Here is a 19,874-nt window from a genome sequence, read left to right on the forward strand (position 1 = left end):
AAAATTTTAAATTTTAAAAACTTAAACAATCCTTAAAACCATTTTTTATATTTAAAATACCCTAACATAATCATCACTGTAAACAAAATAACACCCCACATTACAAAGTATCCACTACGATAGGCAAGCTCTGGAATATATTCGAAATTTGTTCCATAAACTCCCGCTATAAAGGTAATAGGAATAAATACTACTGAAAATATGGTTAGTATTTTCATGATATCGTTTAAGCGGTTATTTACGTTCGTTGAATATACCGTTAGCTGCTCACTCAGCATGCTTTTATAGTTTTCAACTGAATCATAACTTCGCTGAATTAAATCGTGCAAATCGTTAAAAAAAGGTTGCTCGACATTAGTAATTAAATCTGTTTTTAATCCTTTAAAATTATTTATAGCCTCACGAGCAGGCCTTATTGCTTTTCTAAAATAGTTAAGTTCTATTTTATATTTATTGATTTCTTGTAATGTGTTTCTATTAGGTTGGAGTAAAATTTTATCTTCTAATTCTTCTACTTTCTCTCCGAAAGTTTCCATTAAAAAATTGTAATTATCTACAATTACATCTAACAAACAATATTTTAAGTATGTTATACTATAATTACGAACTCTACCCTTTTTATTTCGTAATCTTTCTCTTACAGGTTCAAAAATATCTCCTTGTCTTTCTTGAAAAGTAATGAGTACATTTTTTAATAAATACATAGACACTTGCTCTGCCTCAAGCTGACGTATTTCTTTATTTAAAAACATCATCTTAATACTAGTAAAAATGTAAGTCTCTTCAATATCTACTCTCGGCCTTTGATCTGTATTTACAATATCTTCAAGAACAAGCGTATGAATATCAAATAACTTACCTACTTCTCCTACCAAGTCAACGTCATGTAAACCATCTATGTTAATCCAAAGCTTTTTATATTTACTTAAATAACTCTTAAGCTCACTTATAGCTTTAAGTTCAACTTCTACAAGTTCGTTTTCATCATAACCTATTAATCGTATTCTAGTATTTTCTTCTTTTTGATTTCCTACAAAAACTGGGTTTCCTGGAACTACATTTTTAGTGTTTTTTTGTTTGGTTATAAACCTTGTCATACGCTTAGTTATACGAGATTGAATAATTTATACAGTCTGGCTAAAATTATGAGTTCTGATTTATTTTTTCCTGCATAAGAACTAGAAATTTCATGAGATGCTGCTAATAAGTCATGAATTACTTTTTTTGAGAATTCATTTCGATGTGTTAAGTAGTATTTTTTAAAGCTCTCATAAGCTTGTTCTGAAGTAGTTTTTTCTTTAATTAACCCTCTTAAAGTTTCATAAATCAATTCACTATCCGATTTATTCCCTGAAGTAGACCAATTCTTCTCCACCCTTTTAACAATGCTCTTTTTCTCATCTACCGTCATATTCTTATCAGCCATAGAAACTGCATAAAACAAGTTAGATATGCTTTTATAAAATTCTTCTGAAAAATTCATAATTAAGTTATTTCTGGCAAGATCAATATAGGTATTTTACTGTGAAATGCCGATTTTTTTATTACGTTTTCATCTAGCAAGCGATTGAAGAAATTGTATTTATGATTTATTAAAACTAGCAACTCGCTTTTTGTTTCTTCTATATGATTCTCTAGAGTCAATGTCTCAGATTCTTTCCAATCTAACTTTTTATAAATAACATTCAACTCCTGTAATAACTCTCTTAACTTTACTTTATTTCTTTGTTGATTCTCAGATAAAAAGCTTTCTTCTGAAAGGTTTACAACTTCAAGTACACATTTTTTTATTGTACTCAAGTTCATTAAAAACTGTAATTCACTTACCGTAAACGATCTTTTATAGTTTGTTGAAAACACTATTTGATGTAATACTTTATATTTATAATGCATTGGCACTACCAATATTGGGCATTCTTTAACTACGTTAATCATTTTCATGGTATTAGTACCAATAAATGTTTCGGCTAAACTTTTTGCCCCTTTTGTACCAGCGATTACAACATCAATGTTCTTTTCTTTAATTGTGTTCGTTACTGCTTTCGTTAATGAATTAGATGCTACGATATAATCGTAATTAAAGCTAGTATCTTCTCTTCTTAAAACATCGATCAAATACTTTAATTCGTCTTCAATTTCATTATCCATTTCATGAAACCAATTCTCGTTTTCTTCATCACTTAACAACTCTGAAGGTTGGCTTATATATACATCTAACAAATAAATAGTTGCCTCAACACCTTTGAACAGTTGTTTTGTATAATTCAAAGCATTAATCGCTGCTTCTGAAAAATTATATGGTATTAAAATATTTTTCATAACGGTATAGAATTATGATTTCCAATCAAATATAATTTTTTATTTCGAGATTATATTTACAAAACCAGAAGTATATTTGTAATAAAAATACTCAATAATGAAAAATCGTTTTTTAGAATTGTCTCTCTACAGTCCATTTTTACAATTCTTGCTTTTAATAGCAACGCTATTTTTTTTGATTTATCTTACTAAAAAACTCACCAGGTCTTATATAGTAAAAAATGCTATTGAACCTCATAGAAGAAAGTTGATATTGAACCTAAGTTATTTTCTATATTATACCTTAACTTTCTTTATCTCATTGATAATTTTTGGAATTAACTTTAAAGAAGTTATCGTTTTTGCTTCTTCAATACTTGCGGTACTTGGAGTTGGTTTTTTTGCTCAATGGTCTATTTTATCAAACCTAACGGCTAGTATTATTTTGTTTTTTTATCATCCTATGCGCATCGGCGATACCATAAAAATTATAGACAAAGACTTCGATTTACAAGGGGTTGTTAAAAACATTACTGGTTTTTATGTTCTTTTATATATGCCAGAAGAAAAAAGAGAAATTACGATACCTAATACAACTATTTTATACAAAGGAATAGAGTTAATAAGGAAACAAAAAAAGAACTAAACAACTACAAACCAAACCATTAAAAAAAACAAAAAAAAGTTTGTTGTATTAAAAAATAGTTTACATTTACCACATCTTATCACATAAGTCAAAATGTTACGTTTTACTTATTTCGGTAATAACTTCTATGGGAAGATAGTAGATTATTTAGTGTTTGAGAAACACAACCGAAAAATTAAGGTTTCTTCCAACTTTCAATACTCTCTACCTCTGAATTTTTATAAACAGTGCGGTGATTGCTTAGCTTTAAGAGTCTAACTATTCAATTTATTTTGGTTTAACAACTTGTTGTAACACAACAACAAAACTTGTTATACATTTTATTTAAAAAAGTTTTGGGTCTATACCTTAACTGTTTTTGGAATGATTCTCTGTACCCAACATACAGATACAACTAAAATAACAATGAATACTAAATATAAAGACTTAATAGAACAAACGTTTGATTTTCCGCAAGCGGAATTTCATACAGAAAACAACAATTTATTTTTTCACAACATTGATATGCTGGAATTAGTGAAGCAATACGGAGCACCGTTAAAATTCACCTATTTACCTAAAATATCAGAAAACATAAACAAAGCTAAAAACTGGTTTCATAAAGCTATTGAAAAACACAATTATCAAGGTACTTACAACTACAGCTACTGTACTAAAAGTTCTCATTTTAAATATGTGTTAGACGAAGCTTTAAAAAACGATATACACATTGAAACATCATCTGCTTTTGATATTGATATTGTAAAATCACTAAAAAAAGAAGGAAAATTAAGTGATGATGCTTATGTATTGTGTAACGGTTTTAAACGCGACCAATACATTGCCAATATTGTAAGTTTAATTGATGGTGGACATACAAACTGTATACCAATAATAGACAATTACGAGGAGTTAAACTTATTGTTAGACGAAACTAGAAGCAAATTCAACGTAGGAATTCGTATTGCTTCAGAAGAAGAGCCTAAGTTTGAGTTTTACACTAGCCGTTTAGGAATTGGTTACAAAAATATCGTATCGTTTTACGAACGTGAAATCGCTAATAACCCACAAGTAGAGCTAAAGATGCTACACTTCTTTATCAATACAGGAATTAGAGATAACGCCTATTATTGGAACGAGTTAGTAAAATGTTTACGAGTATATACCAAGCTAAAAAAAGTATGTCCAAGCCTAGATAGTTTAAATATTGGTGGAGGTTTCCCCATTAAAAACTCATTAGCATTTGATTACGATTATGAATACATGGTAGATGAAATTATAAACCAAATAAACCTTTCTTGTAAAGAAGCTGGTGTACCAGTACCTAATATTTTTACTGAATTTGGAAGTTTTACCGTTGGTGAAGCTGGAGGAGCTATTTATGAAGTATTGTATCAAAAAAGACAAAACGACCGTGAGAAATGGAATATGATTAACTCATCTTTCATCACTACGTTACCTGATTCTTGGGCTATAAACAAACGCTTTATAATGCTTCCTCTTAACAAATGGAATCATAGATATGAGCGTGTTTTATTAGGTGGATTGACCTGTGATAGCGATGATTATTACAATTCTGAACAGCATGTAAACGGAATTTACTTACCTGTATACGAAAAAGAGAGTCCTTTATACGTAGGCTTTTTCAATACAGGAGCTTACCAAGAAACTATTGGTGGTTTTGGCGGATTACAACACTGTTTAATACCAACGCCCAAGCATATACTGATTGACAAAAATGAAAATGGTGATTTAACCACCAAATTATTTAAAGAACAACAAAAAAGCGAAGAACTATTATCTATTTTAGGATACTAGTAAAAAATATCAAAATGAAAAAAAGAAATTACGCAGGAATACCTGACCAATACGCAAAATTAGAAAATGCTAAAGTAGTACTAATTCCTGTTCCTTATGACGGTACTAGCACTTGGCAGAAAGGAGCTGATAAAGGTCCTGAAGCATTTTTAGATGCTTCTGAAAACATGGAGTTATACGATATAGAAACAGATAGCGAAGTATACAAAGAAGGTATTTATTTAACTGATGCTGTTACGGAAAATTCTTCTCCTGAAGCTATGGTAGAAGCCGTACATGCAACCACTAAAAAATACATCAATAAAAATAAATTTGTAACACTTTTTGGAGGAGAACATTCAATCTCTATCGGAACAATTCGTGCCTTTAATGAATGTTTTAACAACTTAACAGTATTACATATTGATGCGCATGCCGATTTACGAAAAGAATACGAAGGTAGCTCTTGCAATCATGCTTGTGCGGTATATGAAGCAAATCAAACAACCAACTTAGTACAAGTAGGGATTCGCAGTATGGATGCTTCTGAAAAGTCTTCTATGAACATGGATAAAGTCTTTTTTGCACACGATATGGCGATGAATGATTACTGGATAGATGAAGTTATTGATCAATTAACAGGTAATGTTTTTATCACGTTTGATTTAGATGCAATTGACCCATCGTTATTACCAAGTACAGGAACGCCTGAACCAGGAGGATTGTTCTACTACGAAACTTTAGAGTTTTTAAAGAAAGTATTTACTGAAAGAAATGTAGTTGGTTTTGATATTGTAGAATTATGTCCTAATGAAAATGAAAAGTCATCAGACTTTTTAGCGGCTAAATTGTACTATAAAATGTTAAGCTATAAATTCTCTTCTAAAATGGAAGATGAAGAAGTTTACGATGAAGATGATAGTTCGCCATTTAACAAATTAGCTAAGTTTAAAAACGACGACAACGATTATTAAGATGCATTTAAAAGCATTTGCATATCATCTTGAAAAACGAATAGCACTTAGTGATGTTCGTTCACAGTTTGAATCGTATGATTTAATAAAAAGAGAACATTCTTTTTTATTATATAAAATTACAAACGATTCATATCTCTATATAAAAGAATATGGAAGTGTCGTTTTTATTAACTGTGCAGATGATTTAACGATTCAAATTGTTAGTTTTTTAATCAACAAAGAAAGGTCAGCTATCAATAACTTGCCTTCAGAAAAATACAACATAACTTTTTCTAATTCGATAGAAGTTGATTTTGGAACTATTCAAATTAAAGAGTTAAACGATGATGTAGCACATATTATCATGCTTAACCTAGCACAATCGGTAGCATTGATGAATTATGTAAACAAAACATCTGATTTACACGATAAAACATTAGTGTATTCAAAGCAATTAGAAAAAACAGGAAGTTTTAAACTTTCTAAAATTCAAATGCGAAAATTTATTGGTAAAACCTTAAATTTAAAAAACAACATTGCTGAAAACCTATTTGTTTTTGACTCACCAGATGTAGCTTGGAATAACAAAGACTTGTCTGATTTAGATTATAAACTAAAAGATGAGTTAGACATTTTAAAACGTCATCAAGGAATTGAAAATAGTTTAAACGTAATTAAAGAAAATTTAGATTTATTCAACGATATACTACAGCATAAATACAGTAGCATGCTAGAATGGATTATCATTCTTCTAATTCTTTTTGAAGTAGTACAGGTAATTGTTGAAAAACTCATTTAACAAAATAAAAAATGAACAAACCTATAACCAATTTTATAGAAAAATACTTCCTGCACTTCAACGCTGCTGCATTAGTAGATGCTGCAAAAGGGTACGAGGCACAATTAGAACAAGGATCTAAAATGTTAGTATCATTAGCAGGTGCTATGAGTACTGCTGAATTAGGAAAAATTTTTGCTGAAATGATTCGTCAAGACAAGGTACACATCATTTCTTGTACAGGAGCCAACCTAGAAGAAGACATAATGAATTTAGTAGCACACTCACATTATAAAAGAGTACCTAACTATCGTGATTTAACTCCACAAGAAGAGTGGGATTTATTATTAAAAGGATTAAACCGTGTTACCGACACATGCATTCCAGAAGAAGAAGCTTTTAGACGCTTACAAAAACATATCTTCAAAATCTGGAAAGATGCAGAAGAAGCTGGTGAGCGTTATCTTCCACATGAATTTATGTACAAATTATTATTGTCAGGAGTTTTAGAAGAGTATTACGAAATCGATTTAAAAGACTCTTGGATGTATGCAGCAGCAGAAAAGAACTTACCTATTGTTGTTCCTGGATGGGAAGATAGCACAATGGGAAATATTTTTGCTTCCTACGTAGTAAAAGGAGAATTAAAAGCTTCTACTATGAAATCAGGAATTGAATATATGACTTTCTTAGCTGATTGGTATACTGAAAATTCAAAGGACGGAATCGGTTTCTTTCAAATTGGAGGAGGAATTGCAGGAGATTTTCCTATTTGTGTAGTACCAATGTTATATCAAGATTTAGAAAGAGAAGACACTCCTTTCTGGAGTTATTTCTGTCAAATTTCAGATTCAACCACAAGTTACGGATCTTATTCAGGAGCAGTTCCTAATGAAAAAATTACGTGGGGAAAATTAGACATTAACACTCCTAAGTTTATTATAGAAAGTGATGCAACAATTGTTGCTCCATTAATATTCGCTTATTTATTAAAAATGTAACCTTATGAAAAGAGTTATTGTAGACTATGCTAAGTTAACTACTGATATTTTAGATTTATTAGTAGAAAGGTACCCTTACGGATACGATCATTCTGACATTATCTCCTTTAAAAACAGTAAAGGTGAAACAGTAAAAGCTGTAGAAGTAAACACTGATGATACGTTGTATTTAGTGAAAATAAGCTCACAATTGCAACAAACAATGGAAGATCATGAAGTTGATGATGTAGAAGAAGAGTTTGATGAAATTGAAATTTCTGATAATGATTTTAACCAAGATTAAATAACATAAAAAATGAATCCAGTATTTCATATGTCGCTTCCTTGTTTAAATTTACAGGAAACGATAAAATTCTATACCGATGAGTTAGGATTTCAAGTAGGAAGAAAAACAAAAAAATGGGTAGATATTAACCTATTCAATAATCAAATAACATTTGTTTTGGTTAATCAATTTAATTTAGGTTTTCCAGACTATCAATTTGAACAACATACTTTGCCCACCTTTCACTTTGGTGTTATTGTAAATAGTGATATGTGGGAAGAAATGTACGACAGAGTTAATTACTGGTTATCAGATCATAGCATAAAAAAGACTTTTTTAAAAGATCAACACGGAGAGCACGTGTCATTTTTTATAAAAGATCCTAACGGGTATACTTTAGAATTTAAAACTTTTATTGAAGAAGATGATATGTTTATGATGTAAATATAGGCAGCCATGGCTTTTTACAACTCACGACAAACAGTTACATTAGTCGGTGTTTATCAAGGATACACAAACGGCTATTATGTTTTTGAATTAGAAAACGGAGATATTATTGATTTTGACCAAATCAACAAAAAGAATCTTGAACATTTAGATTTAAAGTCTTCATCTCTAAAAAATAAAAGTTTTGAAATTACATATAAAGAAATTTTTGACGACTTAGATGATGAAGATATTGTAATTTTTAAGTTAGAAAACCTACAATTACTTTAAAAAAATCCCATTCTGTTTAGAATGGGATTTTACTTTTTATAAGATATTTAGTATCGACTTATACTGATCTAAATCAATTTTACCGCTAAAAATTTTCGTGGTTTTAGAGATAATTACCTCTGCTTTTTCTTGTGAAAAACCAAGCTGAATAGCATATCTCAAAATTAATTTTAACTCAGCCTCATCTATTTGATGATCTGAATAAATTATTTTGAATAAATCTAGCAAACGCTCTAGTCTGTCATCAGTTTTTGCTTGTGGCACTACTGGGTATTTCTTAGAGTTTTCTACTATTTCTTCATACTCAGCTTCAGTTATATCCAATTTTCTAGCAAAACGATTCACTAATTTTTCTTCATCTTCATTTAAATCACCATCAATGATAGCAAGATTAAAAATAGCACTAAAGTGTGCTACATTATTTCTATGCTTACTTGACTCGTATAAATCTACAATACTCATAATTATTCTATTTTTTTTATTGACTGTAACACAGGAGTTTCAACCTCATCGTCTGATACTTCATAATCATAGGTGATTTCAAATTCCTGCTCTACAAATTTAGTGTCTTTTAAGTTATAAAGTTTCAATATTTTCTCTGATATCCCTTCAAAAGTAATTACATCGTCATCTCCTTCTTCATTTACAAATGAAAAAGTATAACCGTATTCATCGTAGCCTTGAAAAATTGCTTCTATTTTTATGGGGTCTGTAAGTTCTTTTTGTTTAGTTGTTAAAGCTAAACTTACTCCAATAAATACTATAAATACTGTTGTTATGATTGTATGTTTCATTTTCTTTAAAATTTTTAATTAACAAAATTTATATCTTGGATATTTACCACAACAAGTCCAAGTTTCTTTTAGCACAAACTATCTTTTAGCTATGCTCGTGGTATGCAAAGAAAATGATGTTACATAGGCATTTCTTTTTACTACTTCACCTACATAAAGATACGCTTTTTTTCAATCTTTTTTAAAGACCTTTTTATTTATTTTTTATTTAAAATAGAGGAATAAAAAAGACCTTAAACTTTCGCTTAAGGCCTCTTCGTCTAACCAAACTTAGTATAAAAACTAACTACTACTATTTTTAAACCTTTAAAAAACTTCTCTTTGTATGTTTTAAGCAGAAAAGAGAAATTTTACATTTAAGAGGTCATATTTTTTTATTTAATTCTTTTCTTTTTGTCTACACTATTATGACACTATAATTTTTAATTGGTCACTTAAAAGCAAAAAAAACTCAAAAAAAGTTTTTTGAGTTTTTAATACAAGTATTTTCTAAGTATTATTCTGTGTTCTGGTATAGACTTATCGTAGTTTTCTACCAATAACTCGAGTATTTCTGGTGGTTCTTTACCAATACCTTTTTTAGAACTGTATTTTGATACATAGAGGTTATATTCTGATTCTTTTTTTTCAAAAATTAAAAAATGTTCTTTGTTCAGTTCTGAGAAACTTATTTCATTCTCTTGAAACGCACCAGAGCTATCTTTAAAAAATTCTGAAAATTCGTAATACCTAAAAATGTTTTCCATTCTTACACTATCTCTGCTGATAAACCTAACTCTAATAATTTAGAGCATCGTGGTTCTAAGTCTTTATATTCCCCTGTTTTAACCGAACACTTGCCTTTATAATGTACCAAAATAGTACATTGTTCCGCTTGCTCTAATGTATGATCGCATACAGTTACAAGGCTATCAATTACAAAATCAAAGGTATTTACCTCATCGTTATGCAAAACAATTTCGTGCTTTCTTGTTTCATTTAATAAAACATCAAGCTCTTCTTGAATTTTTTCTATCGTACTCATTTGTTTTATTTTTGATACTGCAAAGCTACCCAATTATTTCTTTTTATGGTATCTTTTAATGTTAAACTGCACTTAGACACCTCATTATCAATCACTGGAATATCTTCACTATAAAATCCGCTTAATAATAAAACTCCTTTTTCAGTTAAACAATTTGTATATGTTTGCATATCATTTAGTAAAATATTACGGTTGATATTTGCTATTATAACATCATACTTTTTTCCTTCTAATAATGATGCTTCTCCTTCATAAACCGAAATATGTTTGCAATTATTTCTTTCTACATTTTCTAACGAGTTCTCATAACACCATGCATCTATATCAATAGCATCAATAGGTTGTGCTCCTTTCATTTCAGCAAAAATTGCTAAAATCCCTGTTCCACACCCCATATCTAGTACTTTTTTATCAGTTACATCTAAATTAATCAAATGTTGTACCATCATATGTGTAGTTTCATGATGTCCTGTACCAAAACTCATTTTTGGCTCAATTACTATATCGTACTGTAAATTAGGATTTTCATGAAACGGAGCTCTAATACTTACCAAATCATCTACCTGAATAGGATTAAAATTCTTTTCCCATTCTGCATTCCAATTGGTTTGCTCTATTTCTTTATGCTCGTATTGAATTGAAAATTCTTCTGATTTCAACACAAAAACATCTTCTAAAATAGTTTCGCACCAATCATCTTTTTGAATATACGCTACTACTCCTTTTTCGTTTTCAACAAAACTTTCAAACCCTAAAGACCCCAATTCAGCTATTAAAATTTCTGTAGTTGGTTCTTTTGGTGTTACTTCAAAAGTATATTCTATATAAATATTATCCATTAAATTGATTTAATTATTGCTGCAAAATCTTCAGCTTTTAATGCTGCTCCACCTATTAACCCTCCATCTACATCTGGCTTAGAAAAAATTTCTTTAGCATTTGCAGGCTTTACACTTCCTCCATATAAAATTGAAATAGCATCAGCTGTTTCTTTTCCAAATTCTTTAGCTAAAAGTTCTCTTACAAAAGCGTGCATTTCTTGTGCTTGCTCTGGTGAAGCTGTTTCTCCAGTACCAATCGCCCAAACAGGTTCGTAAGCTAAAATCACGTTCTTAAAATTAGCTTTTTGAAGATGAAACAATGCTTTTTGAAGTTGGCTTTCTACTACTTTAAAATGATTTCCAGACTTTCTATCTTCTAACAATTCTCCAAAACAAAAAACAACTTCTAAACCATTTACTAAAGCTGCATCTACCTTTTGAGCTAATAACTCATCTGTTTCACCAAAGTACTCTCTACGTTCAGAATGCCCTAAAATTACTATGTTAACGCCTAAATTTGTTAACATATCTGCAGAAACCTCTCCTGTGAACGCTCCACTTTTAGATTGATGCATATTTTGTGCGGCAACCTCTACAACCAATTCTTCGGTATTTTTCACTGCTGATTGTAGGTTTACAAAACTAGGAGCAATTATCACTCTAGTACATTCTTCTAAACCAGCTTTTACTTCTTTCTTTATTCCCTCAATTAATTCTTTAGCTTCATCAAGGTTTTTATTCATCTTCCAGTTACCTGCAACTATTTTTTGTCTCACGTGTATTGTTTTTTCTGGTTATTGATTTTATGTTTGCAAAATTACATTTTTTCTAGGCTTTGACGAATTAAATTATCAGTCGCTTTTGTAGCATCAAAAACAATTATTTTTCCATTTTCGTCAATAACTAAAAATCTTGGAATCCAATCTAAACCTAAAAACTCACCTAATTTCCCTTCCCAACCTGATTCTATAAAATAATGATCTCCTTCTATTTTTAGACGTTCAATACCATTTTTCCAATCTGTCTTATTTCTGTCTAAGGATAAAAAAACATAAGCTGTTCCAGATTGTTCTCTTTGAATTTTCTGTACTTCGGGAATATTTTTTAAACAGTCTGGACACCACGAAGCCCAAATATCTATTAGTATCTTTTCTCCTTTATGCTTTTCTAAAACATCTTTGAACTGAATTTCTTTTCCATCCAAAGAAAGAAGAACATCCTCTAAAGCTTCAGTTGAAAATTTACTTGGGTTTTCTTTTGAACAACCTAAAAAGGTTATCCCGATAAAAACTACTACTAATATTTTCTTCATGTTATTGTGCTTTATTTTGAAGTTTATCAGACACTTTTGATGATTTATACACTCTAATTTTTCCTTCTTTATCAATAATCAAAAATCTCGGAATTGTTTTTAATTTTAAAAACTCACCAAGTGCCCCTTTCCCTTTTTTTTGAATGTAATAGTGTTGACCTTTCACAGGAATACTTTCTAAACCTCTTTTCCAATCATGATATGAATGATCTACTGATAAAAAAACATATTCAAGCCTAGGGTTTTTCTTCTGAAATAAAAGCACATCATCAAAACTTCGTTGACTGTAAGGACAGTAAGTTGCAAAGATTTGTATCAACATTTTCTTACCTTTATTTTTCTCTAAAACTTTTTGAAATGAAATTGGCTCTCTTTCTAGATTCAGTAGTTCTTCATTCAGAGATGCTGAGGTAAACTCTTTTGGTTGAAATACAGAGCAGCTTGATAAAAAAACTACAGTAATCAATATAAAAAATATTCTCATTCTATTGTAATCTTATTCGGGGATCTAACCAACTATATAAAATATCTACTAATATATTTATGATTATAAATAGTGTAGCAACCACTAAAACAGCTCCCATAATCACGGGTAAATCGAGTGTGTTTAGTGAGTTTACTATTTCTTTTCCTAACCCATTCCAGTTAAAAATATACTCTACAAAAACTGCTCCTGCTAACATCGAAGCAAACCATCCAGAAATTGCTGTTATTACTGGGTTTAATGAGTTTTTTAAAGCATGCTTTTTTATTACTTGATACATCGTTAAACCTTTTGCCTTTGCTGTTCTAATATAATCTTGACTTAACGTTTCTAGCAATGAGTTACGCATTAGTTGGATTACTACTGCTAACGGACGAATACCTAGTACTATTGCGGGTAATAGTAAGTTTTTCCATTGAATGTGCATTTCTTCTCCAAAATCATCAACCTCATACAAACTTCCAGTCATTTCTAAATGAGTGTATTTATGCAACACAAAACCGAAAAACCAAGCAAACAATATGGCTGAAAAAAATGAAGGAACACTCATTCCTAATGTACTAACAACAGCGATTATTCTATCAAAAAAAGTATCTTTAAGTAACGCAGAGAATATCCCTAATATAATTCCTAAAAAAAGTGCAATCGTTATTGCTACTATTGCTAAAATTGCAGTGTTTGGTAAAGTTTCTTTAATTACTTCGGAAACATTTTTACCATTCTTTTGAAAGGATTGACGTAAATACGGAGTTTTTATAACCACTTCAATATTTCCTACCGAAAACAAGGATTGAGCGTTGTATTTCCCTTCAGATAAAAAAGTATAATTGTCTTTATTCTTACTATGAAACGACAACGGAGAAACATCATTCAAATAATACAAATACTGCGTAAATACAGGTTTGTCGAATCCGTATTTCTTTCGAATATTTTGTAACTGCTCGGTATCTTCTCTCTGATCTAACATCATACGAGCTGGATCGCCTGGTAAGATATTAAACAGTAAAAAAATTACAGTAACTACACCAAACAGTGTTAAGAAGCCGTAAAGTATTTTGTTGATGACATATTGAAACATATATAACAAAGATAACAGAAACTGCTAAATTTATGTACTTTTGCCTAACTTTTACAACAACACATGACAACACAACAACTTGTATCTGAAATTCGAAAAAAGAAATCGTTTTTATGTATTGGATTAGATGTTGATTTAAACAAAATTCCAACACATTTACTTCAAGAAGAAGACCCTATTTTTTCCTTTAACAAAGCTATTATTGATGCTACGCATCATTTTTGTGTAGCATATAAGCCCAACACTGCTTTTTATGAAGCTTACGGTATTAAAGGTTGGAAATCTCTTGAAAAAACGATTAACTACTTAAACGAAAAACATCCTGAGATTTTCACAATTGCTGATGCCAAACGTGGTGATATTGGTAACACCTCAACTATGTACGCTAAAGCTTTTTTTGAAGATTTGGCTTTTGATTCGGTAACTGTTGCTCCGTATATGGGAAAGGACTCTGTAGAACCTTTTTTAGCTTTTGAAGACAAACATACTATAATGCTTGCTTTAACTTCTAACCAAGGTGCTTTCGATTTCCAGACAAAAACAGTTGAAGATAAAGAGTTATACAAACAGGTTATAGAAACGTCTAAATCTTGGAAAAACTCACAAAACCTAATGTATGTTGTGGGGGCTACCAAAGCAGAATACTTAGCTGACATCAGAAAGATTATTCCTGAGAGCTTTTTATTAGTTCCTGGAGTTGGTGTTCAGGGAGGAAGCTTAGAAGAAGTTTGTAAATATGGAATGACTGACACTATTGGTTTATTAATTAATTCTTCTCGTGGAATTATTTATGCTTCTAAAGGAAATGATTTTGCTAAAGCCGCAGCTACAAAAGCTGAGGAGCTACAAAAGCAAATGGAAACTATTCTAAAATAAAAAGAAAGCCAAGGTTAATGACTCCTTGGCTTATAATTAATTCAAATAACTACATTAAATGAAAACAAAAATTTAATGTAATTAGCTTCTTGTTTCTTGTCCACAACTCTTTTTAGTTTTGATCACTTGGTGTTATGTTTGGATTGGCATTAATTTCTGCTTGAGGAATTTTAAAAATCCAATCGTCATTTAAAGAAGGTTTTTCTATCTGATAAGCCCCCTGGTAAAGTACCGCTGAAGCTCCTGAACCTCCATTAGCTCCATGATCTATTCCTTCATCCCAACGGATTTTATCTGTGTATCCAAACCCTTCTCCCCATAATTCTACTCCTCTTTGGAATTTGATTTGCTCCATTAATTTTTCTTGAGTATCAAAAACTGTAACATCAAAGGCGCTATCCCTAGCCTCTCCTAATACTTTTAACGCTGCTTGTGCCCCAGGAATATCTGGTATCATAGCTTTTGCCTCAGCTTCTATTAAATACATTTCTGAGGCACGCATATAAATTATATCGTCAGGATCTGTAGATCCAGGGCTCTTATTCTTTAATTTAAAATGCATATAAGGATGTTGGTTAAAGCTATTCGTAATACCATACTCTGCATTTATTTCTGCTCTTCTAGTATTATAGGCATCTAAATCAGTTGCATAATTAGGGTCTTTTGGTAACCCTGTATCTGGGTGAAGCCCCCCTTGATTATTTGAAGCTGATGAATTGGTGTTTGGTGCATCTATGATAAACACATCTTTTCTATAATCTGTATCAGGAATTGCATCAATCAACCTTCTGTCAGCTATTTTTGGATTGTTCCTAATTTGAGCTCCATTAAATGTATTACTAGCTAGGTAAAAGTAAGAGCGAAAAAATACTGTTTCAGTTTGAATAACATTACTTCCCCAAATAACTTCCGAAAGGTCATTTGTATTAAATCCTTCTTTCCATTCAGATTCATTCATCAACGGGTAATTTTGACGTGCAGCAGCTGCTGCATCTGCAGCTGTTTGCCAATCTCCTTTAGAAAGAGCCCATCTAGCTTTCAGTCCATAAGCTACATCTATATTCAACTGAGATTTTACTTCTGGTCCTCCTGAAGGTCTTGGAGCACCTTTTTCAAAAGCTTTGATAGCTTCTTCTAAATCGTCACCAATTTGAACATAAATTTCTTCTACTGTTGATCTCGGTTGACTAGTAAACGGAGACTCAGATGAAAAAAGTAACGGTACACCTTTGTCAGTACTTGGATTACCTATTAAATACCCTTTTGCATAATGCTGAATTAACGAGAGATATGCGTAAGCTCTGTAGGTGTAGGCTTGACCTAAAATAGAGTTCAGTTTAGAAGTCTCTGTTAAATTTCCTTCGTTTATTCCGTTAATTAACAAATTTGCATGTAAGATAATATTATATCGATGATACCACAACAACTCGTTAGTTAGCGATGTCGGCTGAGTATGTGAGTTCCATTGCATTTCTGTTCTCCAACCTAAATTATTAGCATTAGCACTATGAATTAACCCTCCCGATAAATTATCTCCTAATGGTATCCAATAGTGGTTCCCAGATCTATCAGAATCTCCTCCAGGAAATATTGTTTGAGACTGTGAAAATAGCCCTCTATGCACACCGTTGAGGACTAACTGCATATTATCTTCGTTAGCTAAAGCATCGGCTGCTGATATAGCATCCGTTGGTGTTCTTTCAATGTAGTCTTCTTTACATGACACCATCGTTAAAACAATAGCACCTAGTAATATGTATTTTAATTTATTTATCATCATAATTATTATTTTTAAAATGAAACATTAACACCGAAAGAAATAATTCTAGCTGGTGAAAAATCATTTGCACTTGGAGTACCTGCTATATTGTATTGAGGGTTTAACCCTTTTCTCTTACTTTTTAAGAATAAATTTTCTCCAGACAAATTAAATCTTATATTATCCATTTTAAGCGACTCTACTACTTTTTTATCTAGCGTATAACCTATGTTTACATTTTTCAATGCCCAAAAAGATGCATCTGTTAAAAACCTGTCTGATTGAGTTCTAACTAAATTAGGATTTCCATTTTCCAGTCTTGGAACATTTGTAATATCTCCTGGCTGTCTCCATGCATTTAATATATCTGGATGTAAAGCCCTTCCATAGGTACCACTATGCATTAGAGAAGAATATGCATTATCTAAAATTTTCCCTCCAATTCCATAAGTAACTAAGAAATCGAATGATAAACCTTTGTAAGAAATTGAGTTAGAAATAGAACCTAGTAAGTCTGGAATTGAAGAATCTCCAGTATAAGCTCTTTCAGTATCTCGCCAATCATTAGTTGTTTCAATGTTTCCTTCAGCATCTAACACTGGTACACTTTCACCATTCTCATCTTGCTCATACATGTAGAACAATTGATCTCCATTATCAGGGTCTACACCAGCTGTTCTTAATAAAAAATAATCAAATCTTGATCTTCCTTCTGCCCAACGTTTTGAACCATTTATAAACGGATCTGGTAACCTTGTTATTTCGTTTTTAAATGTAGAAGCCTGTAACGTTAAATCCCATTTAAAATTTTCTTTATTGAAAAGATGAGCTGTTAACCCTAACTCCCATCCTGAATTAAACATGTCTCCTGCATTTACTGGAACTTCATTTAACCCATTACTTGCCGCAATTGGTAAAAGATAAAGTAAATCAGTTGAATTTTTCTTATAATACTCGATAGAACCATCTAAAAAGTTATTAAACAATCCGAACTCTAACGCGACATCAAAATTTTCAGTGGTTTCCCATACTAATTCATCATTTCCTATGTCTGTAAAAATAATTGCAGGATTCGCAGCGTTTGAAGTAATAGAAAACCTTGCTTGTGCCAAATAACTATCTCCCAAGTTATCATTTCCTACTTCACCATAAGATGCTCTAATTTTTAGTTTATTAATAAAAGAAACATCCTTCATAAAGTTTTCTTTGTCTATCCTCCAAGACCCTCCAACAGAGTAAAAATTACCCCATTTGTTATCAGTAAAAACAGAGGAACCATCACGTCTAAAAGAACCACTCAAATAGTACTTATTATCGAAATTGTAATTCACTCTAGTAAAATAACTTTCAATCGCTTTATCAAATGTAGCTCCACTTAAACGAACAATATTTGAAAAGTTATCAAATTCGTAAATACCGTTAGCAGCTTGTACTGTTGACAGTCCACTTATATCCGAAATAGCTCTATCGTAACTTTCATGACCAAGTAACACGTCTAAATTATGATTTCCAAAACTTTTATTGTAATTTAATAATTGAGTGAAAGTTTGTACTTCTCTTCTTGCACGTGTTTGACTTAATCTTCCATCTGGTTGAGCATCACCAATAACAGCATTCTCATACTCTCTTTCGTACTCTTCATTAATGTCTTTACCATAATTTAACTTAAACGTAAGACCCTCAGTAACTTTTAAATCAGCAAAAAACCTGAAACCATATGTATTATTGTTATCACTTTCATCGTTTAATAAAAGTTCTTGTAATGCATGGCGTCCTTGATTAGTAGGTCTTGAACCTATATTGTACTCTGGAAAACCTTCTCCAGAATCAAATACAGGGTTTCCAAATTCATCTCTTACAATATTTCCTTGTAAATCATTTACATATACTGGATAAATCGCCCCCATATTTTGTGCAAAACTAAATGGGTTTGCTATACTACCTTCTCCTGCAGAACTAGGGCCTCTTGCTTCTGTAGTTGCTATGTTTGCACTTCCCCCTATTTTAATTCTCTTACTAATATCGAAATCAGCATTCAACCTTGCTGTTAAACGGTTAAAGTTAGATCTTCTTACGTAACTATCTTCATCAAGATAAGAAGCTGAAAAAAAGACACTATGATCTTCACCTCCTGCCGATACATTAACATTATAATTTTGTCTGTAACCAGTTCTTTGAAATTCATCAAACCAATCTAAACTCTTATAAATTACTCTTGCGTTAGGATTCAACTTACCATCTACTCCCACAATTTGATTGTTAGGTACATTGAATGGATTGTATCCTAACTGATTATAAATGTTAGCACTTGCAAATGCAGGGTCTCCTCCACCTGCACTAGAATTCTTTAATGCTTCCCACATAGTTTCATAATACTGACCTGGAGATATTTGATTGTATAATGGTACTCCATTAGAAACTACACCACTCTGAGCGGAAATATTTACTTTAACACCACCCGATTTAGATCCTTTTTTTGTAGTTATAATAACTACTCCATTTGCTGCTCTAGAACCATACAGTGAAGTTGAAGCAGCATCTTTAAGTATAGTAAAAGAAGCTATATCTTCTTGGTTAATTGTGTTAAGTGATCCTTCATACTGAACACCATCTACAATATATAGAGGATCAGTATCTCCATTTAAGGTACCAACTCCACGAATAATTATTCCAGGTGAATCACCAGGTCCCGCAGCGGAAGTGAATTGGACTCCTGTAGCTTTACCCTCAATAGCTGCAATTGGAGAGGTTACATTACGCGTTTCTAAATCTTTAATTCCAATAACATTTGCTGCTCCTGTAAAAGCTTCCTTTGTAGTAGTACCATATGCTACGACGATAACCTCATCTAACAAACTAGCATCTTCTTCCATTTTAATATTTAAAACAGAAATTGCTCCAACTGTTCTTTCAGTAGTTTTTAACCCTACAAAACTAAAAACAAGTACGTCTCCTTGATTTACTTTTATGGCATACTTACCATCAAAATCTGTTTCGACGCCTCTGCTAGTCCCTTTAATAATTACACTAACTCCTGGAAGTGCTCCAGTTTCATCAGTTACAGTCCCTGTAACTATTTTTTCTTGCGCTAAAATTGTCATACTCAAAAGCATAAACATTAGCATTAAGTAGTTTTTTAATTTCATAAATTATAGAATTAGCTTCACTTTAAAGTGAAATTTTCAAAATAAACACATTAAATCTACAAAAAAAACAACAATACAGTTAATATATTTTTTTTTTAACATAAATAATGTTAAAAAAAACAACTAAACACTCATGAATTTAA

Annotated in this window: 23 protein-coding genes; 9 read left to right on the top strand and 14 right to left on the bottom strand. The window is 31.2% G+C overall.

What is annotated here, in order from left to right:
• Window positions 1-32 precede the first annotated feature (32 nt).
• The 3 genes from corA to ACQYZ7_RS09495 are packed head-to-tail and all read right to left on the bottom strand — an operon-like array spanning window position 33 to window position 2,319.
• The gene (gene corA / locus ACQYZ7_RS09485) at window positions 33-1,097 is read right to left on the bottom strand and encodes a magnesium/cobalt transporter CorA (protein ID WP_430729509.1); all 1,065 of its coding nucleotides are present in this window, start codon (window positions 1,095-1,097) and stop codon (window positions 33-35) included.
• 8 nt (window positions 1,098-1,105) lie between these two features.
• Window positions 1,106-1,483 (bottom strand): hypothetical protein, encoded by a 378-nt coding sequence (locus tag ACQYZ7_RS09490; RefSeq protein ID WP_430729510.1) that lies wholly within the window; start codon window positions 1,481-1,483, stop codon window positions 1,106-1,108.
• A gap of 2 nt (window positions 1,484-1,485) precedes the next feature.
• Window positions 1,486-2,319 carry a universal stress protein gene (locus ACQYZ7_RS09495; RefSeq protein WP_430729511.1) on the bottom strand — a complete coding sequence of 278 codons (834 nt, stop codon included), beginning with the start codon at window positions 2,317-2,319 and terminating at the stop codon, window positions 1,486-1,488.
• A gap of 97 nt (window positions 2,320-2,416) precedes the next feature.
• Here ACQYZ7_RS09495 and ACQYZ7_RS09500 point away from each other — a divergent pair, with 97 nt between their 5' ends.
• From ACQYZ7_RS09500 to ACQYZ7_RS09535, 8 genes are all read left to right on the top strand, one after another.
• Window positions 2,417-2,944 (top strand): mechanosensitive ion channel domain-containing protein, encoded by a 528-nt coding sequence (locus tag ACQYZ7_RS09500; RefSeq protein ID WP_430729512.1) that lies wholly within the window; start codon window positions 2,417-2,419, stop codon window positions 2,942-2,944.
• Between the two features lie 405 nt (window positions 2,945-3,349).
• Entirely contained in the window at window positions 3,350-4,741 is a 1,392-nt protein-coding gene (locus tag ACQYZ7_RS09505) for an arginine decarboxylase (protein ID WP_430729513.1), read from the top strand.
• A gap of 14 nt (window positions 4,742-4,755) precedes the next feature.
• The gene (speB, locus tag ACQYZ7_RS09510) at window positions 4,756-5,694 is read left to right on the top strand and encodes an agmatinase (RefSeq protein WP_430729514.1); all 939 of its coding nucleotides are present in this window, start codon (window positions 4,756-4,758) and stop codon (window positions 5,692-5,694) included.
• A gap of 1 nt (window position 5,695) precedes the next feature.
• Window positions 5,696-6,475 carry an RMD1 family protein gene (locus tag ACQYZ7_RS09515; protein ID WP_430729515.1) on the top strand — a complete coding sequence of 260 codons (780 nt, stop codon included), beginning with the start codon at window positions 5,696-5,698 and terminating at the stop codon, window positions 6,473-6,475.
• A gap of 11 nt (window positions 6,476-6,486) precedes the next feature.
• Window positions 6,487-7,455 carry a deoxyhypusine synthase family protein gene (locus tag ACQYZ7_RS09520; RefSeq protein WP_430729516.1) on the top strand — a complete coding sequence of 323 codons (969 nt, stop codon included), beginning with the start codon at window positions 6,487-6,489 and terminating at the stop codon, window positions 7,453-7,455.
• 4 nt (window positions 7,456-7,459) lie between these two features.
• A complete protein-coding gene (locus tag ACQYZ7_RS09525; protein WP_430729517.1) occupies window positions 7,460-7,738 on the top strand; it encodes a hypothetical protein in 279 nt (92 codons plus the stop codon).
• 12 nt (window positions 7,739-7,750) lie between these two features.
• A complete protein-coding gene (locus tag ACQYZ7_RS09530) occupies window positions 7,751-8,164 on the top strand; it encodes a VOC family protein (RefSeq protein ID WP_430729518.1) in 414 nt (137 codons plus the stop codon).
• Window positions 8,165-8,176: 12 nt separating this feature from the next.
• Complete coding sequence (locus ACQYZ7_RS09535; RefSeq protein WP_430729519.1) at window positions 8,177-8,437, top strand: hypothetical protein; 261 nt, start codon at window positions 8,177-8,179, stop codon at window positions 8,435-8,437.
• Between the two features lie 36 nt (window positions 8,438-8,473).
• Here ACQYZ7_RS09535 and ACQYZ7_RS09540 read toward each other — a convergent pair whose 3' ends face one another.
• The 9 genes from ACQYZ7_RS09540 to ACQYZ7_RS09580 all read right to left on the bottom strand — a co-directional run bounded on the left by ACQYZ7_RS09540 (window position 8,474) and on the right by ACQYZ7_RS09580 (window position 13,950).
• The gene (locus tag ACQYZ7_RS09540) at window positions 8,474-8,899 is read right to left on the bottom strand and encodes a TerB family tellurite resistance protein (protein WP_115900315.1); all 426 of its coding nucleotides are present in this window, start codon (window positions 8,897-8,899) and stop codon (window positions 8,474-8,476) included.
• Between the two features lie 2 nt (window positions 8,900-8,901).
• Window positions 8,902-9,231 (bottom strand): hypothetical protein, encoded by a 330-nt coding sequence (locus ACQYZ7_RS09545; protein WP_430729520.1) that lies wholly within the window; start codon window positions 9,229-9,231, stop codon window positions 8,902-8,904.
• Window positions 9,232-9,704: 473 nt separating this feature from the next.
• Window positions 9,705-9,977, bottom strand: a complete 273-nt coding sequence (locus ACQYZ7_RS09550; RefSeq protein ID WP_430729521.1) for a hypothetical protein — start codon at window positions 9,975-9,977, stop codon at window positions 9,705-9,707.
• Between the two features lie 2 nt (window positions 9,978-9,979).
• A complete protein-coding gene (locus tag ACQYZ7_RS09555) occupies window positions 9,980-10,255 on the bottom strand; it encodes an ATP-dependent Clp protease adaptor ClpS (RefSeq protein ID WP_115900312.1) in 276 nt (91 codons plus the stop codon).
• Between the two features lie 5 nt (window positions 10,256-10,260).
• Window positions 10,261-11,094, bottom strand: coding sequence for a 50S ribosomal protein L11 methyltransferase (prmA, locus tag ACQYZ7_RS09560; protein WP_430729522.1), 834 nt, complete (start codon window positions 11,092-11,094; stop codon window positions 10,261-10,263).
• Window positions 11,094-11,852: a triose-phosphate isomerase gene (gene tpiA / locus ACQYZ7_RS09565; RefSeq protein ID WP_430729523.1), complete on the bottom strand. Its 759-nt coding sequence runs from the start codon at window positions 11,850-11,852 to the stop codon at window positions 11,094-11,096. Before tpiA ends, prmA begins: the two co-directional genes overlap by 1 nt.
• A gap of 41 nt (window positions 11,853-11,893) precedes the next feature.
• A complete protein-coding gene (locus ACQYZ7_RS09570) occupies window positions 11,894-12,388 on the bottom strand; it encodes a TlpA family protein disulfide reductase (protein ID WP_430729524.1) in 495 nt (164 codons plus the stop codon).
• 1 nt (window position 12,389) lies between these two features.
• Window positions 12,390-12,872, bottom strand: coding sequence for a TlpA family protein disulfide reductase (locus ACQYZ7_RS09575; RefSeq protein WP_430729525.1), 483 nt, complete (start codon window positions 12,870-12,872; stop codon window positions 12,390-12,392).
• A 1-nt stretch (window position 12,873) separates the two neighbouring features.
• Window positions 12,874-13,950, bottom strand: coding sequence for an ABC transporter permease (locus ACQYZ7_RS09580; protein WP_430729526.1), 1,077 nt, complete (start codon window positions 13,948-13,950; stop codon window positions 12,874-12,876).
• Window positions 13,951-14,013: 63 nt separating this feature from the next.
• Between ACQYZ7_RS09580 and pyrF the strand changes: the two genes are divergently transcribed.
• A complete protein-coding gene (gene pyrF / locus ACQYZ7_RS09585) occupies window positions 14,014-14,826 on the top strand; it encodes an orotidine-5'-phosphate decarboxylase (protein ID WP_430729527.1) in 813 nt (270 codons plus the stop codon).
• Between the two features lie 112 nt (window positions 14,827-14,938).
• Here the strand turns inward: pyrF and ACQYZ7_RS09590 are convergent, their stop codons facing one another.
• Together ACQYZ7_RS09590 and ACQYZ7_RS09595 are read right to left on the bottom strand one after the other, a co-directional pair.
• Window positions 14,939-16,603: a RagB/SusD family nutrient uptake outer membrane protein gene (locus ACQYZ7_RS09590; protein ID WP_430729603.1), complete on the bottom strand. Its 1,665-nt coding sequence runs from the start codon at window positions 16,601-16,603 to the stop codon at window positions 14,939-14,941.
• 14 nt (window positions 16,604-16,617) lie between these two features.
• Window positions 16,618-19,731, bottom strand: a complete 3,114-nt coding sequence (locus tag ACQYZ7_RS09595) for a SusC/RagA family TonB-linked outer membrane protein (protein WP_430729528.1) — start codon at window positions 19,729-19,731, stop codon at window positions 16,618-16,620.
• Window positions 19,732-19,874: the final 143 nt, after the last annotated feature.

Origin of the sequence: Tenacibaculum sp. SDUM215027, from assembly GCF_050566205.1 — a bacterium.
Lineage (GTDB): Bacteria > Bacteroidota > Bacteroidia > Flavobacteriales > Flavobacteriaceae > Polaribacter.

Excerpts from the sequence above, each read along its gene's own strand:
- corA (WP_430729509.1), bottom strand. The coding sequence starts at position 1,097 with ATGACAAGGTTTATAACCAAACAAAAAAACACTAAAAATGTAGTTCCA.
- ACQYZ7_RS09490 (WP_430729510.1), bottom strand. The coding sequence starts at position 1,483 with ATGAATTTTTCAGAAGAATTTTATAAAAGCATATCTAACTTGTTTTAT.
- ACQYZ7_RS09495 (WP_430729511.1), bottom strand. The coding sequence starts at position 2,319 with ATGAAAAATATTTTAATACCATATAATTTTTCAGAAGCAGCGATTAAT.
- ACQYZ7_RS09500 (WP_430729512.1), top strand. The coding sequence starts at position 2,417 with ATGAAAAATCGTTTTTTAGAATTGTCTCTCTACAGTCCATTTTTACAA.
- ACQYZ7_RS09505 (WP_430729513.1), top strand. The coding sequence starts at position 3,350 with ATGAATACTAAATATAAAGACTTAATAGAACAAACGTTTGATTTTCCG.
- speB (WP_430729514.1), top strand. The coding sequence starts at position 4,756 with ATGAAAAAAAGAAATTACGCAGGAATACCTGACCAATACGCAAAATTA.
- ACQYZ7_RS09515 (WP_430729515.1), top strand. The coding sequence starts at position 5,696 with ATGCATTTAAAAGCATTTGCATATCATCTTGAAAAACGAATAGCACTT.
- ACQYZ7_RS09520 (WP_430729516.1), top strand. The coding sequence starts at position 6,487 with ATGAACAAACCTATAACCAATTTTATAGAAAAATACTTCCTGCACTTC.
- ACQYZ7_RS09525 (WP_430729517.1), top strand. The coding sequence starts at position 7,460 with ATGAAAAGAGTTATTGTAGACTATGCTAAGTTAACTACTGATATTTTA.
- ACQYZ7_RS09530 (WP_430729518.1), top strand. The coding sequence starts at position 7,751 with ATGAATCCAGTATTTCATATGTCGCTTCCTTGTTTAAATTTACAGGAA.
- ACQYZ7_RS09535 (WP_430729519.1), top strand. The coding sequence starts at position 8,177 with ATGGCTTTTTACAACTCACGACAAACAGTTACATTAGTCGGTGTTTAT.
- ACQYZ7_RS09540 (WP_115900315.1), bottom strand. The coding sequence starts at position 8,899 with ATGAGTATTGTAGATTTATACGAGTCAAGTAAGCATAGAAATAATGTA.
- ACQYZ7_RS09545 (WP_430729520.1), bottom strand. The coding sequence starts at position 9,231 with ATGAAACATACAATCATAACAACAGTATTTATAGTATTTATTGGAGTA.
- ACQYZ7_RS09550 (WP_430729521.1), bottom strand. The coding sequence starts at position 9,977 with ATGGAAAACATTTTTAGGTATTACGAATTTTCAGAATTTTTTAAAGAT.
- ACQYZ7_RS09555 (WP_115900312.1), bottom strand. The coding sequence starts at position 10,255 with ATGAGTACGATAGAAAAAATTCAAGAAGAGCTTGATGTTTTATTAAAT.
- prmA (WP_430729522.1), bottom strand. The coding sequence starts at position 11,094 with ATGGATAATATTTATATAGAATATACTTTTGAAGTAACACCAAAAGAA.
- ACQYZ7_RS09570 (WP_430729524.1), bottom strand. The coding sequence starts at position 12,388 with ATGAAGAAAATATTAGTAGTAGTTTTTATCGGGATAACCTTTTTAGGT.
- ACQYZ7_RS09575 (WP_430729525.1), bottom strand. The coding sequence starts at position 12,872 with ATGAGAATATTTTTTATATTGATTACTGTAGTTTTTTTATCAAGCTGC.
- ACQYZ7_RS09580 (WP_430729526.1), bottom strand. The coding sequence starts at position 13,950 with ATGTTTCAATATGTCATCAACAAAATACTTTACGGCTTCTTAACACTG.
- pyrF (WP_430729527.1), top strand. The coding sequence starts at position 14,014 with ATGACAACACAACAACTTGTATCTGAAATTCGAAAAAAGAAATCGTTT.
- ACQYZ7_RS09590 (WP_430729603.1), bottom strand. The coding sequence starts at position 16,603 with ATGATAAATAAATTAAAATACATATTACTAGGTGCTATTGTTTTAACG.
- ACQYZ7_RS09595 (WP_430729528.1), bottom strand. The coding sequence starts at position 19,731 with ATGAAATTAAAAAACTACTTAATGCTAATGTTTATGCTTTTGAGTATG.